The sequence below is a fragment of the Klebsiella sp. CN_Kp097 genome, assembly GCF_040064495.1.
Lineage (GTDB): Bacteria > Pseudomonadota > Gammaproteobacteria > Enterobacterales > Enterobacteriaceae > Klebsiella > Klebsiella aerogenes.
Genome location: NZ_JBEAIL010000006.1, coordinates 137,027 through 151,920 on the forward strand (window position 1 = coordinate 137,027; position 14,894 = coordinate 151,920).

Sequence of the window (14,894 nt, forward strand, 5' to 3'; positions counted from 1 at the left end):
TTGAGTATAAAAACACAGCAACATTGCCGATTCGGCTCTTTTGGAGTCGCATTAATGATAATAAAGAAATGCAATGGCCTCCGGGGTGGGTTGATCCCGGCGTGCATCACTATCTGGGTGTCGTGTGTTTCAGGTGCTTATGCCTGGCAACAGGAATATATCGCTAACGATACAAAAAGTAATACGTCCGAACGCTATACATGGGATAGCGATCACCAACCGCGTTATGAAGATATTCTCGCCGAGCGTATGAGAGCGTCAGAAGCCCCAGCAGGGCTGGCGTTGAATCAGGCCCTGGCGCCGCCTGATTTGAGTCACGGCATGAGCGTCGGATGGAACTATTCACTGGCCAGCGGCGTGACCTCCGGGCCGGTCGCCAGCTTGCGTAGCGATCTCAATCCGCCGCCAGCGACGCGTCGCGCGGGCGAAAGTATTTACGTCAACACGCTCGGCTGGCGTATGGACTATCAGCAGCTGTGGGGCGTGCATCCATGGGCGCAGGTGAGCTATAACCAGTCTATCTCTATCGACAACAATGCGTCGATTAGCCGTGGCAAAGACGGTAGCTGGGGCGACGTTACGCTAGGCGCCGATATGCCGCTGGGTTCGCATCTGGCGGCATGGGCCACGCTTTCGCAGGCAGATAATGTGCCATCGGGTGAAAATACGCTGTATCTGATGGGGGTCAGCGCCAATTTCTAAATGATTTTGTTACGCATTTGAAACGCAGTCGTTATTGTTAAATCTCAGTAACGGCGCGTTTCTGTGAGATAGCGCACACTAACTTGTTGATGAAAATTTAGGGAATGAATGTTTTGCAATGCCATTCATTCCGCCATAAATGCATTTCATTCCTCGTTGATGGCAGTTCATGCCGTTTTCCCCCACCGGATTTGGGGATTTGGGTATTGTGGCGGCAGTTAATCCTTCAGGACATCTGCTATGAACGCTGCAAACACTCAATATACCCGTTGGCTCACGCTGATTGGCACGATCATTACGCAATTCGCACTGGGATCGGTTTATACATGGAGTTTGTTTAATAGTTCTCTGGCCAACAAACTGGACGAGCCAGTAAGCCAGGTGGCATTTTCCTTCGGCCTGTTAAGTCTTGGGCTGGCATTATCCTCTTCCGTTGCCGGTAAATTGCAGGAACGCTTTGGCGTGAAACGCGTCACCATGGCCTCCGGTATCCTGCTTGGCGCCGGCTTTTTCCTCACTGCCCATGCCAACAGCCTGATGATGCTGTGGCTGAGCGCTGGCCTGCTGGTCGGTCTGGCGGACGGCGCGGGCTATTTACTGACGTTATCTAACTGCGTGAAGTGGTTCCCGGAGCGTAAGGGTCTGATTTCCGCCTTCTCGATTGGCGCTTATGGCCTTGGCAGCCTCGGTTTTAAATTTATCGATAGTCACCTGTTGGCGACGGTCGGGCTGGAAAAAACCTTTGTTATCTGGGGCGCTATCGTGCTGGTGATGATTGTCTTTGGCGCGATGCTGATGAAAGATGCGCCTAATCATCCCGCGACGACCACCGCGAACGGCGTTGTCGAAAATGATTTCACCCTCGCTGAATCCATGCGTAAACCACAGTACTGGATGCTGGCGGTGATGTTCCTGACGGCCTGCATGAGCGGCCTGTATGTGATTGGCGTCGCCAAAGATATCGCGCAGGGCATGGTACATCTCGACGTGGCGACGGCGGCGAATGCGGTTACCGTGATTTCTATCGCCAACCTGAGCGGCCGTCTGGTTCTGGGCATCCTGTCTGATAAGATCTCCCGTATCCGCGTGATTACTATCGGTCAGGTGGTCTCTCTGGTCGGTATGGCGGCCCTGCTGTTCGCCCCGCTGAATGCAATGACCTTCTTTGCGGCGATTGCCTGCGTGGCCTTTAACTTCGGCGGCACCATTACCGTCTTCCCGTCGCTGGTGAGCGAATTCTTTGGCCTCAATAATCTGGCGAAAAACTATGGCGTGATTTACCTCGGCTTCGGTATTGGTAGTATCTGCGGTTCGCTGATTGCCTCCGTGTTCGGCGGCTTCTATGTCACCTTCTGCGTCATCTTCGCTCTGCTGATTTTGTCGCTGGCGCTCTCCACCACTATTCGCCAGCCGAAAAGCGAAATTTATCATCAAGCACACGCCTGATAGCGTCGCCCTCCCTAAGCTAATAATGCCTTACCAGCCAGATATTTTGTAAATATCTGGCTGAATCACATTCTCTCCGGATACTTTTGCCATTTGCTGTGGTCTACTTAGCGCGCTTTGTAGAGGTTTCCGATAACCAACCCAGACGCACTTAATTAATCTTCCTGTTTATATCGTTTTAAACAGGGCGGTTTCATCTCTTCGTTTCCCAGGTTTGCTTGCATGAAATACATTAAAACGATGTCGCAGCAGAAGCTAAGTTTTTGGCTTGCGCTGTACATCGGCTGGTTTATGAACGCCGCGGTGTTTTTCCGCCGCTTCGATGGCTACGCTCAAGAGTTTACCGTCTGGAAAGGGTTGTCCGGGTTGGTGGAACTGGTAGCGACGGTTCTGGTTACTTTCTTCCTTCTGCGCCTGCTGTCGTTATTCGGCCGCCGGGTATGGCGCATATTAGCGACGCTGGTGGTGCTGTTTTCCGCGGCGGCAAGCTATTACATGACCTTCCTCAACGTGGTCATTGGCTACGGTATTATCGCTTCGGTGATGACCACCGATATTGACCTGTCGAAAGAGGTCATTGGCTGGCATCTGATCCTGTGGCTGGCCGCGGTTAGCGCTTTACCGCTACTGCTTATCTGGAGCAACCGCTGCCGTAAGACGCTGCTACAGCAGGTGAAAACGCCAGGTCAGCGGGCGAAAAATATCCTGATAGTCGTGCTGGCCGGGCTGATGGTCTGGGGGCCGATTCGCCTGCTGGAAGTGCGCCAGAAGAACGTCGAGCGCAATTCAGAAGTCGATATGCCGAGCTACGGCGGCGTGATTGCCAACTCTTACCTACCTTCTAACTGGCTGTCGGCGCTCGGGCTGTACGCCTGGGCGCAGGTGGATGAGTCGTCCGATAATAAATCGCTGATTAACCCCGCGAAAAAATTCACCTACGTAGCGCCGCAGGATCTTGATGATACTTATGTGGTGTTTATTATCGGCGAGACCACCCGCTGGGATCATATGGGTATTCTCGGCTATAACCGTAATACCACGCCGAAGCTGGCGCAGGAGAAGAATCTTGTCGCCTTCCGCGGTACCTCTTGCGATACCGCCACCAAGCTGTCGTTGCGTTGTATGTTCGTGCGCGAGGGCGGGGCGGATGATAATCCGCAGCGGACGCTGAAAGAGCAGAATGTGTTTGCTGTTCTGCACCAGTTAGGCTTTGCCGGCGACCTGTACGCGATGCAGAGCGAGATGTGGTTCTACAGCAATACGATGGCCAACAATATCGCCTATCGCGAGCAGATCGGCGCCGAGCCGCACAACCGCGGCAAGAACGTGGATGATATGCTGCTGGTCGATGAAATGAAGCGCGGCATGGAGCAAAACCCGAGCGGCAAGCGTCTGATTATTCTCCATACCAAGGGGTCGCATTTTAACTATACCCAGCGATATCCACGCAGCTTTGCGCAGTGGAAACCAGAATGTGTAGGGGTGGACAGCAAATGTTCGAAGGCCGAGTTGATTAACTCCTACGATAACAGCGTCACTTATGTGGATCACTTTATCGTCAGCGTGCTGGACCAACTGCGGGATAAAAAGGCTATCGTGTTCTACGCCGCCGATCACGGCGAGTCGATTAATGAACACGAACATCTGCACGGCACGCCGCGTATGATGGCGCCGCCGGAGCAGTTCCGCGTGCCGATGATGGTCTGGATGTCGGATAAATATCTGGCGAATCCGGATCACGCCGCCTCCTTTGCGCGCCTCAAGCAGCAGGCGGCAATGAAGGTTCCGCACCGTCACGTTGAGCTGTATGACACTATTATGGGTTGTCTTGGTTATACCTCGCCGGATGGTGGGATTAATGAGAACAACAACTGGTGTCGCGTGCCGGTAGCGGCGAAAGCGGCTAAGGAATAGCAGTAGTGGCGAGATTCTCGCCGCTTGATTGATTTTTTGCTAATAAGGCATTGACGGGGGTGCATCCCAGCAGTAAGATGCGCCCCGCATTCGGTGATTGGCGCAGCCTGGTAGCGCACTTCGTTCGGGACGAAGGGGTCGGAGGTTCGAATCCTCTATCACCGACCAAATTCGAAAAGCCTGCTCAATGAGCAGGCTTTTTTGCATCTGCGGCCCGAAGAGGATGAGAACCTCCGGGGGCAGAGGTTCGACTCGAGCGTAGCGAGAGAACGTTGCGTCAGCAACGGCCCGTAGGGCGAGCCACGAAGTGGCGAGTCATCCTCTATCACCGACCAAATTCGAAAAGCCTGCTCAACGAGCAGGCTTTTTTGCATCTGCGGCCCGAAGAGGATGAGAACCTCCGGGGGGGAGGTTCGACTCGAGCGCTCCCTGATTGCGGCGCAAGCGCCTTATCAGGGCTACGTCCGTACAACGCTTGACGAACCCGGTAGCCCGGCTCAGCGCAGCGCAAGCCGGGGCGAAAACCCCGCTATAATCACAAAAATCGCATTTCCCCGCGTATCTCGCCAGCTGTTAGCTGTTTTGTGACATCTTCCATTGCATTTTTTTATCGATGAACAGATCTTTTTTCGCGAAGCTTATGGCTAACTACAGCATTTTCCGCTGTGCGTTTTAACGTTCGCGCTATTAATCGCTCACATAATGGTCACATAGGAAGAAATTTTCACCATTTTTAAGAATTGTTTATCACCAGATGTTGCAAACTATTAAGGGGTTTATTCTGGCTTATGGCCGCTAGCATAAATTTCTCTGCTGAAAATAGCGCCACCAAGTTTTTTTAATCTTTGCCCACCGATTCTCACCCCTGACGCAAAACCCGGTTAGCTGTATTGACGTTTAACCATTCTGTTGACAGATTGTACGGCATGAGGGGCATTTCATGGAGAATCCGTACTGCAACTCAGTCGTTTTAGCGAACGGAATCCCCATCTCTCTCAACGCCTTCGGGCACCACCGACCAGACCGGGTAAAAAATAAATAAAGGTCTGGCGGCTATATGCAAACAACATCACAGTTTTGGAGCAGAATAATGAGTATTTCCTTGAAAAAGTCAGGGATGCTGAAGCTTGGTCTGAGCCTGGTCGCCATGACCGTTGCCGCAAGCGTACAAGCTAAAACCCTGGTTTATTGTTCTGAAGGTTCGCCGGAAGGCTTTAACCCACAGCTCTTCACCTCGGGTACCACCTATGACGCCAGTTCGGTGCCTATTTATAACCGTCTGGTTGAATTCAAAACCGGTACGACTGAAGTTATTCCTGGTCTTGCTGAGAAGTGGGATGTCAGCGAGGACGGTAAAACCTATACCTTCCACCTGCGTAAAGGTGTGAAGTGGCAGGATAATAAAGACTTTAAACCAACGCGCGAGCTGAATGCCGACGACGTGGTGTTCTCCTTCGACCGCCAGAAAAATGACAAAAATCCGTACCATAAAGTCTCTGGCGGCAGCTATGAGTACTTCGAAGGGATGGGTCTGCAGGACCTGATTAGCGAAGTGAAGAAAGTGGACGATAATACCGTCCAGTTCGTGCTGACTCGCCCGGAAGCGCCGTTCCTCGCTGACCTGGCGATGGACTTTGCTTCTATCCTGTCGAAAGAGTATGCCGACAACATGCTGAAAGCCGGCACGCCGGAAAAAGTAGACCTTAACCCAATCGGCACCGGCCCATTCCAGCTGCTGCAGTACCAAAAAGACTCGCGCATTCTGTATAAAGCCTTCCCGGGCTACTGGGGCACCAAGCCGCAGATCGATCGTCTGGTCTTCTCCATCACTCCGGACGCTTCCGTACGCTACGCCAAGCTGCAGAAAAACGAGTGCCAGGTGATGCCGTATCCGAACCCGGCTGACATCGCGCGCATGAAGGAAGATAAAAACATCAACCTGCTGGAACAGCCGGGTCTGAACGTGGGTTATCTCTCCTTCAACACCGAGAAAAAACCGCTGGATAACGTCAAAGTTCGCCAGGCGCTGACCTACGCGGTGAACAAAGAAGCGATCATCAAAGCCGTTTATCAGGGCGCCGGCCAGTCGGCGAAGAACCTGATCCCGCCGACCATGTGGGGCTATAACGATGATGTTAAAGACTACACCTACGATCCTGAGAAGGCGAAGCAGCTGCTGAAAGAAGCGGGCATGGAAAAAGGCTTCACCATCGACCTGTGGGCAATGCCGGTACAGCGTCCGTATAACCCGAACGCGCGCCGTATGGCTGAAATGATCCAGGCCGACTGGGCGAAAGTCGGCGTACAGGCCAAGATAGTCACCTACGAGTGGGGCGAGTATCTGAAACGCGCGAAAGCGGGCGAGCATCAGACCGTGATGATGGGCTGGACCGGCGACAACGGGGATCCGGATAACTTCTTTGCGACCCTGTTCAGCTGCGCTGCGGCGAAAGACGGCTCTAACTACTCTCGCTGGTGCTACAAGCCGTTTGAAGACCTCATTCAACCGGCACGCGCCACCGACGACCACAACAAGCGTATTGAACTGTACAAACAGGCTCAGGTAGTGATGCATGACCAGGCTCCGGCGCTGATCATTGCTCACTCCACCGTTTACGAGCCAGTGCGTAAAGAAGTCAAAGGCTATGTGGTTGATCCGCTTGGCAAACACCACTTCGATAACGTCTCTGTCGAATAATAAGCACGATGCCTGACCCCCTCTCCCCGCGCGGGAGAGGCGGGGGGCGTATTCCCGCTATTCGGGGAGTACTTTTGTGAGCAATACAGACGCCTTGTCACCAGGCCTGGCGTCACTATAGAGAATCCGGGTTATGTTGCAGTTTATTCTCCGACGTTTGGGACTCGTCATCCCGACATTTATCGGTATTACCCTTCTCACCTTTGCTTTCGTTCATATGATCCCCGGTGATCCGGTGATGATTATGGCGGGCGAACGTGGTATTTCCCCTGAACGTCACGCGCAGCTGCTGGCCGAAATGGGCCTTGATAAGCCGCTGTGGCAGCAATATGCCCATTACATTTGGGGCGTACTGCACGGTGATTTAGGGATCTCGCTGAAAAGCCGAATTCCCGTGTGGCAAGAGTTTGTGCCACGCTTCAAGGCCACCCTCGAACTGGGCGTCTGCGCGATGATTTTCGCCGTCGCCGTCGGTATTCCGGTGGGCGTGCTGGCTGCGGTAAAACGCGGCTCCATCTTTGACCACACTGCCGTGGGTCTGGCGCTGACCGGCTACTCGATGCCTATCTTCTGGTGGGGCATGATGCTGATTATGCTGGTTTCGGTGCAGTTGAATTTGACGCCGGTCTCCGGGCGTATCAGCGATACGGTATTCCTTGACGATACCCTGCCGCTGACCGGTTTTATGCTGATTGACACCGCCATCTGGGGCGAGCAGGGCGACTTTATTGATGCCTTAATGCATATGATCCTACCCGCCATCGTGCTGGGTACGATTCCGCTGGCGGTGATCGTGCGTATGACCCGCTCATCGATGCTGGAAGTGCTTGGCGAGGATTACATCCGTACCGCACGCGCTAAGGGGTTGACCCGCATGCGGGTGATTGTCATCCATGCGCTACGCAACGCGATGCTGCCGGTGGTGACGGTGATTGGTCTGCAGGTGGGCACGCTGCTGGCGGGCGCCATTCTGACCGAAACCATTTTTTCGTGGCCAGGTTTAGGCCGCTGGCTTATCGATGCGCTACAGCGCCGCGATTATCCAGTTGTGCAGGGCGGGGTTCTGCTGGTGGCGACGATGATTATTCTCGTCAACCTGCTGGTCGACCTGCTGTATGGCGTGGTGAACCCGCGTATCCGGCATAAGAAGTAAGGGGCCATCATGTCACAAATTACAGAAAATAAAGTTGTCGCCGCACCGGTGCCAATGACCCCGCTGCAGGAGTTCTGGCACTATTTCAAACGCAATAAGGGTGCCGTCGTCGGGTTGGTGTATGTGGCGGTGATGATTATCATTGCGGTATTTGCCAACTTTCTCGCCCCTTATAACCCGGCGGATCAGTTCCGTGATTCGCTGCTGGCGCCGCCGTTCTGGCAGGATGGCGGCAGCCTGGCGCATCTGCTTGGCACCGATGACGTGGGTCGCGATATTCTCTCACGCCTGATGTACGGCGCGCGCCTGTCGCTGCTGGTGGGCTGTCTGGTGGTAGTACTGTCGCTGATCCTCGGCGTGGTGCTGGGGCTGATTGCTGGCTATTTCGGCGGGGTGGTGGACTCCGTCATCATGCGCGTGGTCGATATCATGCTGGCGCTGCCGAGCCTGCTGCTGGCGTTGGTGCTGGTGGCTATCTTCGGGCCGTCAATCGTTAATGCTTCGCTGGCGCTCACCTTCGTTGCCCTACCGCACTATGTGCGTCTGACGCGCGCGGCGGTGCTGGTGGAAGTGCACCGCGATTACGTTACCGCTTCCCGCGTGGCGGGCGCCGGCGCGATGCGCCAGATGTTCGTTAATATTCTCCCTAACTGTCTTGCGCCGCTGATTGTTCAGGCGTCGCTGGGCTTCTCTAACGCCATTCTCGACATGGCAGCGCTGGGGTTCCTCGGTATGGGCGCGCAGCCGCCGACGCCTGAGTGGGGCACCATGCTTTCCGACGTATTGCAGTTCGCGCAAAGCGCATGGTGGGTAGTGACCTTCCCGGGTGTGGCGATCCTGCTGACGGTGCTGGCATTTAACCTGATGGGTGACGGTCTGCGTGACGCGCTCGATCCCAAACTGAAGCAGTAAGAGGTTCGAGATGGCGTTATTAAATGTAGATAAGTTATCGGTGCATTTCGGCGATGAGAATGCGCCGTTCCGCGCCGTAGACCGCATCAGCTATAGCGTGAAGCAGGGCGAAGTGGTCGGCATCGTGGGGGAATCGGGTTCCGGTAAGTCGGTGAGCTCGCTGGCGATTATGGGGCTGATTGATTACCCCGGCCGGGTGATGGCGGACAAACTGGAATTTAACGGCCGCGATTTGCAGCGAATTTCGGAAAAAGAGCGGCGCCAGCTGGTGGGGGCGGAAGTAGCGATGATCTTCCAGGATCCGATGACCAGCCTCAACCCGTGCTTTACCGTCGGCTACCAGATTATGGAAGCGATTAAGGTCCATCAGGGCGGCAATAAGCAAACCCGCCGCCAGCGGGCGATCGACCTGCTGAACCTGGTGGGTATTCCTGACCCGGCGTCGCGGCTGGACGTTTATCCGCACCAGCTTTCCGGCGGGATGAGCCAGCGCGTGATGATCGCGATGGCGATCGCCTGCCGGCCAAAACTGCTGATTGCCGATGAACCGACTACCGCGCTGGATGTGACTATTCAGGCGCAGATTATCGAACTGCTGCTGGAGTTACAGCAGCAAGAGAATATGGCGCTGGTGCTGATTACCCACGATCTGGCGCTGGTGGCGGAAGCCGCGCATAAAATTATCGTCATGTACGCGGGTCAGGTGGTGGAGACCGGTGATGCGAAAGATATCTTCCGCGCGCCGCGTCATCCTTACACCCAGGCGTTGCTGCGGGCCCTGCCGGAGTTTGCCCAGGATAAGGCGCGTCTGGCCTCGCTCCCGGGTGTGGTGCCGGGGAAATACGATCGTCCTAACGGCTGCCTGCTGAACCCGCGCTGCCCCTACGCAACGGATAAATGCCGGAGCGAAGAGCCCGTGCTTGCGGATCTCGACGGCGGCCGTCAGTCTAAATGCCACTACCCACTCGATGATGCCGGGAGGCCTGGATTATGAGTACGCAAAAGGCCGCCACGCAACAACCGTTGTTGCAGGCCATTGATCTGAAAAAACACTATCCGGTGAAGAAGGGGCTGTTCGCTCCGGAACGGCTGGTGAAAGCGCTGGACGGCGTCTCCTTTACTCTTGAGCGCGGTAAAACGCTGGCGGTAGTGGGGGAGTCGGGCTGCGGCAAATCGACGCTGGGCCGTTTACTGACGATGATTGAAATCCCCACTGGCGGCGAGTTGTATTATCAGGGGCAGGACCTGCTCAAGCACGACCCGCAGGCGCAAAAGCTGCGGCGGCAAAAAATCCAGATTGTGTTCCAGAACCCGTATGGTTCGCTGAACCCGCGTAAAAAAGTGGGGCAGATTCTGGAAGAGCCGCTGTTGATTAACAGCAGCCTGAGCAAAGAGCAGCGGCGTGAAAAGGCGCTGGCGATGATGGCGAAGGTGGGCCTGAAAACGGAACATTACGATCGCTATCCGCATATGTTCTCCGGCGGTCAGCGCCAGCGTATCGCCATTGCCCGCGGGCTGATGCTGGATCCGGATGTGGTGATTGCCGATGAGCCGGTCTCCGCGTTGGATGTTTCGGTACGCGCCCAGGTGCTGAACCTGATGATGGATTTGCAGCAGGATTTAGGACTGTCCTACGTATTTATCTCCCACGACCTCTCGGTCGTCGAGCACATCGCTGATGAAGTCATGGTGATGTATCTTGGCCGTTGCGTAGAGAAGGGGACCAAGGATCAGATCTTTAATAACCCGCGTCATCCGTATACTCAGGCGCTGCTGTCGGCGACGCCGCGACTGAACCCGGACGATCGGCGCGAGCGCATCAAGCTGACCGGCGAACTGCCGAGCCCGCTGAATCCGCCGCCGGGCTGCGCCTTTAATGCGCGTTGCCGCCGACGCTTTGGCCCATGCACCCAGCTTCAACCGCAGCTTAAGGATTACGGCGGCCAACTGGTGGCCTGCTTTGCCGTTGATCAGGATGAGAATCCGGAGAAAGCGCGGGCGTGATGGGAGGCGGGTTGTCGCGTGATGATTTCTGCGGGGGAGGGCTGGAATGCGCCTCGCAGATTGCCAAAGGGCGTGGTGAAGGCGATAACATGGAGCAGTAGAATCGACGCCAAGCCGGGTTCGCCCGGTGAGGCGCAATGTTGCGGGGGCTTGAACCCCGGCGGCATAGATAAGTTGCTGGAAAGAGAAAACCCTCGCACGTTGCTGGTGTTAACCAGGCAACTGAACGAGGGCTATCGACAACTCCAGACAAGTTAAAGATAGCCGCGAACGGTTGCCATTGCAATACAGGCGGCTCTATGACGCTCACACAGTTGGGTCTGATCTTATGGGACGATCTGGCGGCGCCGATAATCGCTGGCATTGTGGTCAGTATTATCGTCAGCTGGATGCATAACCAGAAGTGACGGACCGGCGGGCGTGAGTCTGCTGCGTTGGCAATTTGCGCCCGAACAGGCCGCAGGAATCCTCCTGCGGCCTTTTTCGTCTTTACTGCGGATATGGCACCCAACTGCCGCCGTTGAGCTGCACGTAGGGTTTGTCTTGATACTGAATGACAATAGCGTTGGAGTTTTCCGATACCGCCGCGGTCTGCGGCAGGTTAGCGGTGTACTGCTGCCAGTTGACGTTATCTTCGGTAAACATCTTGCCGTCCAGGGCGCGCACCACCAGTTCAGAAACCGCGAGGTAGCTGGAAGGCTGAGTTATTTCCACCGCAGCGCCCTGGTGCGGCGCCTTCATGCCGAAGAATTTCACCGCCGCAGGGACGTTGGTAATCGATGGGCTTGGGATATCGCGCAGCCCGGAAACCTGCATCTTATCCCCCTTCAGCGCGGCGCCGTGTTCCGGCACCACCACCACCATCACTTTACGCCCCGATTTTTCCAGTTCGGTGAAGAAGGCGTCCAGCTCATCAAAGAATTTCTGCGCGCGAGCTTTATAGTCGGCTGTTTTGCTTTGGCCGGGATAATGGTTGCCATCGTGCAGCGGCAGCGTGTTGTAGAAGGTCGCGGTACGCGGCGTGTTGAGCTTCTCGGTAGACTGTAGCCAGCGATCGAGCGTCGCCTGGTCGTCGTAAACAGGCGATCCGTCGAAGCCTTGCAGGATAACCGGCAAACCGCTCTGATCCATCAATGGACTTTGCATGCCGCCGAGTGAGCGAACCTCTTTGAGGAAGTCGCCGAATACGCCGTTATGCCCCAGCATCAGCTGTTGGGTAAAGCCCAGTTTCGCCAGATTTTCGAACAGATAGCACTCGCTGCCCGATGGCTGATACAGGTTGTTATGAGATAGCTGGCCGCAGCTGGCGCGCAGCAGGCGAACCGCTGCCGGGCCGCTGTAGGAGGTCGCGGAGTTGAAGTTTTTGAAGACAATATCGAAATGTTTCCACAGCGGGTGATCCATCAGCCCGGCAGCCTCGATGTCCGACCATGACAGGGAACAGATGTTGATCACCAGCAGATCGAATGGCTGCGCATCCTCAGGAAGCTGAGCGGGGAATGACGTTTTTCTTTTCTGTTCAGCAGCATAGAAAGTTTTCAGCCAGTTGCTGAGGTTAGCCGAGGTTGGCGGTTCGGTCTGCGGCGGGATATCGCCGCTGGCGGCAGCGCTGGTGGATGCCGCGGCTGTTGTGGTTCCACCGGTTGTTGCCGCCGGCGTGGCCGCTGCCGTGGTCGGCTGACCGGCAGGCCATAAGGTGAAGGAGGGCAGCAGCGGGCTGATAACCAGCCAGACCATGATAGCCGAAACAAATACGGTAACGCGTAGCCACTGGCTGATGAATAGCCACAGCACCAGCAGCACAAAGAAGGCGCCGACCATATTCCAGTTAATAAAGCGGGTGATCAGATCCCAGATGTAATCGGCGCTGAAACCGGCAATTTGCGAACCCTGGCTCATGATGCTTTCCGGACCCGGTAACCAGGTATCATGCCAGAACAGGGCAAAGCCGAGCGGAATCGCTATCCAGTGGCGTACCCGGTGCAGTTTTTCTCGGGGGATCGGCACCAGCAGAAAGGCGAGGAACACCAGGTTAAGCATCGGATGGAAGTTCAGGTACCCCGCCCACAGCAGGGCAAACTTCACCAGAAAATAGAAGTTCCAGCCAGACAGGCCGCGCCAGTACTGCCATAGCGGAAGCGGCGTAGCGGTAGTTTTTGCTTTGGTCATTTTTTCAGTTTGCCCTGCCTGGTCGCATTATCCCGGCGCAGCACGCCGGCTGGTTTCACATAACGGGGTTTAAAGAACATCAAACGCAAAGTCGTGCGAATACGGCGCTGATAATGGCGCGTTAGATATCCCAGCGGGAAAAACAGCAGGGCGCACAATACGATCAGCTGAATGATATCGGCGATAGACATCATGACCGCGGTTCTCCGTCGGTGGAGAGCCGCCAGGGTTCCGGGATTCGCCGCCACTGGCGCCCATCGTGCTTAACGTTAAGGGCTTCGTTTTTGCCTATGGTAATTGGCAGCGGGGTGTTCCAGTTGTCCGGGGAGAGGCCCCGCATCAACAGGATTTCCGCTGAAATTTGCTTGTCTTCAAACCAAATCATACGGTTAGAGAAAATGTCTCCGGTCGGTAATGGGAAGATATGGTTTAATGCGGTGTCGAGGTCATTTACCCGGCAAAACGATAAGAACAGCACTAATCGATTATTGCCGATCGTCACGATATCGCCCATGCGGTTGGGTTTACACAGGGTTAATGCCTGTTCGACGCGTAGCCCCGGCGCAGGGCGTAACGCCACCATCACCCCTTTGCTATCCGGTGGCAGCAGCGTGTTGGCCATGATATTGCCGACCGCTTCACAGAAGGCGTCCCACTTTTGATAGCCGCGAAGTTTAAGCGGCCGGCTCCAGGTCAACAGCGTGTTGAAGTCTTCCGGAACGTGGCGAGTAAATTTCTGCTTTTGCACGCTTTCAATGAGCGTCAGGCAGCGTGAAAGCCCGGCGCTGCAGGGGATCACCATGTTGGCGCCGCTGCTTAGCAGCAAGCGTTCATCGGTGGCGCGCAGGCTCGGCGTTTGTTCACGTACCACGATTTTTAGGGCGCTGCCGCGCTGGCGACGCAGGGTATGGATATAGCGGCCGAGCTGCTCTATTTGTTCGTTCTGGGTGATGGAAAATAGCAGGGTGGCCGCTTGCGCGGTACGACCGGCTTCAAAGACGGCATCATTGGTTTCGAACAGCGTCCAGTATTCGGAAAGCGCGGGGGCCCCTTCCAGCACGCGCAAATTACTGAGGACGATTTTTTCGTCGCTGCGCGGCTGTACCACCGCTTCTTCGTTTTGCGCCAGTCGCCAGCCCTCATCATCGTGTAAAATAACCAACTGTTGCTGCGCGCTAATACCTTTCTCACTGCCCCACCATGCGATATCAAATAGATGGCTATCGCCCTGATAACGAATGCTCGCCAGCCCGGAAAGGGCTCGATACTGGCGTAATAACGGGGAAAGTTGTTTGTCGGTATCGTTAGCAGAATTAAGTATCATAAGAGAGCAGTTATGGTATTTGGCCCATCGATTCGATTTTTCTACCCAACGGAGTAATTCTTCTGTTTTTATATTTTGCCAGGAATTTTCTGTACATAGCAGAATAAATAAATAATTGCCAGGTTCCATCGAACAAAGTAGGTCGCGGTGCAACTCCCTCAGGCCTTCCGGGCGATCGGGCATGGTGAATAATGCGATTTTATTAGGGCCGCGATCTTTTTTTAATGACATGACTTCTTTAGGGTTTTTGCCCATCACTACGGCGGCGACTTTGCTGTCCTGCGCCTGGCTTTCCAGCGTTTGATTCATCAGGCTGACGGCGTCGGCATAGCGGTCGACATTAAGCCACCACACCCCGCCAACGGGCATATGGCATACTTCGTCCCATAACGATGAAATACCCAACGTATATACAATATCCACGATGTCCCTCGCGCGCCCTATTTACAATGATTAGTTTACTAGCGAAAGCGTGAGAGTAAACCTAACATTGAAATTAAAGGACATCAGTTTTAGCATGTACACGTAATTTTAGGGATGAGCGGTTTACACTTCCTGGTTTTATAATGTGT

At 54.9% G+C, this 14,894-nt stretch carries 12 protein-coding genes, 1 tRNA gene and 1 other RNA gene; 11 read left to right on the top strand and 3 right to left on the bottom strand.

The annotated features are described in order from the left end of the window. Positions 1-117 precede the first annotated feature (117 nt). From ABLV07_RS09205 to ABLV07_RS09255, 11 genes are all read left to right on the top strand, one after another. Entirely contained in the window at positions 118-702 is a 585-nt protein-coding gene (locus ABLV07_RS09205; protein ID WP_162198576.1) for an autotransporter outer membrane beta-barrel domain-containing protein, read from the top strand. A gap of 240 nt (positions 703-942) precedes the next feature. Then, positions 943-2,148 carry an MFS transporter gene (locus ABLV07_RS09210; protein ID WP_015369227.1) on the top strand — a complete coding sequence of 402 codons (1,206 nt, stop codon included), beginning with the start codon at positions 943-945 and terminating at the stop codon, positions 2,146-2,148. A 222-nt stretch (positions 2,149-2,370) separates the two neighbouring features. Then, positions 2,371-4,062 (top strand): kdo(2)-lipid A phosphoethanolamine 7''-transferase, encoded by a 1,692-nt coding sequence (eptB, locus tag ABLV07_RS09215; RefSeq protein ID WP_157195144.1) that lies wholly within the window; start codon positions 2,371-2,373, stop codon positions 4,060-4,062. Between the two features lie 91 nt (positions 4,063-4,153). Next, positions 4,154-4,230, top strand: a tRNA-Pro gene (locus tag ABLV07_RS09220). A gap of 34 nt (positions 4,231-4,264) precedes the next feature. Further along, positions 4,265-4,397, top strand: a non-coding RNA gene (locus ABLV07_RS09225) — RtT sRNA. Between the two features lie 755 nt (positions 4,398-5,152). Next, positions 5,153-6,760 carry a dipeptide ABC transporter periplasmic-binding protein DppA gene (gene dppA, locus ABLV07_RS09230; RefSeq protein ID WP_015369230.1) on the top strand — a complete coding sequence of 536 codons (1,608 nt, stop codon included), beginning with the start codon at positions 5,153-5,155 and terminating at the stop codon, positions 6,758-6,760. A gap of 133 nt (positions 6,761-6,893) precedes the next feature. Further along, positions 6,894-7,913: a dipeptide ABC transporter permease DppB gene (dppB, locus tag ABLV07_RS09235; protein WP_002921786.1), complete on the top strand. Its 1,020-nt coding sequence runs from the start codon at positions 6,894-6,896 to the stop codon at positions 7,911-7,913. A 9-nt stretch (positions 7,914-7,922) separates the two neighbouring features. After that, entirely contained in the window at positions 7,923-8,825 is a 903-nt protein-coding gene (gene dppC / locus ABLV07_RS09240; RefSeq protein ID WP_032713101.1) for a dipeptide ABC transporter permease DppC, read from the top strand. A gap of 10 nt (positions 8,826-8,835) precedes the next feature. Next, positions 8,836-9,819: a dipeptide ABC transporter ATP-binding protein gene (gene dppD / locus ABLV07_RS09245; RefSeq protein WP_126033642.1), complete on the top strand. Its 984-nt coding sequence runs from the start codon at positions 8,836-8,838 to the stop codon at positions 9,817-9,819. Next, on the top strand, positions 9,816-10,829 hold the full coding sequence (gene dppF / locus ABLV07_RS09250; RefSeq protein ID WP_015369233.1) for a dipeptide ABC transporter ATP-binding subunit DppF: 1,014 nt from the start codon (positions 9,816-9,818) through the stop codon (positions 10,827-10,829). Before dppD ends, dppF begins: the two co-directional genes overlap by 4 nt. A 299-nt stretch (positions 10,830-11,128) precedes the next feature. Then, positions 11,129-11,236 carry a type I toxin-antitoxin system toxin Ldr family protein gene (locus tag ABLV07_RS09255; RefSeq protein ID WP_015703763.1) on the top strand — a complete coding sequence of 36 codons (108 nt, stop codon included), beginning with the start codon at positions 11,129-11,131 and terminating at the stop codon, positions 11,234-11,236. 82 nt (positions 11,237-11,318) lie between these two features. Here ABLV07_RS09255 and bcsG read toward each other — a convergent pair whose 3' ends face one another. The 3 genes from bcsG to bcsE are packed head-to-tail and all read right to left on the bottom strand — an operon-like array spanning position 11,319 to position 14,745. Continuing rightward, positions 11,319-12,998, bottom strand: a complete 1,680-nt coding sequence (bcsG, locus tag ABLV07_RS09260; protein WP_157195145.1) for a cellulose biosynthesis protein BcsG — start codon at positions 12,996-12,998, stop codon at positions 11,319-11,321. Continuing rightward, on the bottom strand, positions 12,995-13,192 hold the full coding sequence (bcsF, locus tag ABLV07_RS09265; protein WP_015369235.1) for a cellulose biosynthesis protein BcsF: 198 nt from the start codon (positions 13,190-13,192) through the stop codon (positions 12,995-12,997). Before bcsF ends, bcsG begins: the two co-directional genes overlap by 4 nt. Continuing rightward, positions 13,189-14,745, bottom strand: a complete 1,557-nt coding sequence (bcsE, locus tag ABLV07_RS09270; protein WP_015703761.1) for a cellulose biosynthesis protein BcsE — start codon at positions 14,743-14,745, stop codon at positions 13,189-13,191. The genes bcsF and bcsE overlap by 4 nt, the downstream gene beginning before the upstream one ends. Positions 14,746-14,894: the final 149 nt, after the last annotated feature.

What these genes read in the sequence shown, in the direction of transcription:
- ABLV07_RS09210 (WP_015369227.1), top strand. Translation starts at nt 943, where the DNA reads ATGAACGCTGCAAACACTCAATATACCCGTTGGCTCACGCTGATTGGC.
- eptB (WP_157195144.1), top strand. Translation starts at nt 2,371, where the DNA reads ATGAAATACATTAAAACGATGTCGCAGCAGAAGCTAAGTTTTTGGCTT.
- dppA (WP_015369230.1), top strand. Translation starts at nt 5,153, where the DNA reads ATGAGTATTTCCTTGAAAAAGTCAGGGATGCTGAAGCTTGGTCTGAGC.
- dppB (WP_002921786.1), top strand. Translation starts at nt 6,894, where the DNA reads ATGTTGCAGTTTATTCTCCGACGTTTGGGACTCGTCATCCCGACATTT.
- dppC (WP_032713101.1), top strand. Translation starts at nt 7,923, where the DNA reads ATGTCACAAATTACAGAAAATAAAGTTGTCGCCGCACCGGTGCCAATG.
- dppD (WP_126033642.1), top strand. Translation starts at nt 8,836, where the DNA reads ATGGCGTTATTAAATGTAGATAAGTTATCGGTGCATTTCGGCGATGAG.
- dppF (WP_015369233.1), top strand. Translation starts at nt 9,816, where the DNA reads ATGAGTACGCAAAAGGCCGCCACGCAACAACCGTTGTTGCAGGCCATT.
- ABLV07_RS09255 (WP_015703763.1), top strand. Translation starts at nt 11,129, where the DNA reads ATGACGCTCACACAGTTGGGTCTGATCTTATGGGACGATCTGGCGGCG.
- bcsG (WP_157195145.1), bottom strand. Translation starts at nt 12,998, where the DNA reads ATGACCAAAGCAAAAACTACCGCTACGCCGCTTCCGCTATGGCAGTAC.
- bcsF (WP_015369235.1), bottom strand. Translation starts at nt 13,192, where the DNA reads ATGATGTCTATCGCCGATATCATTCAGCTGATCGTATTGTGCGCCCTG.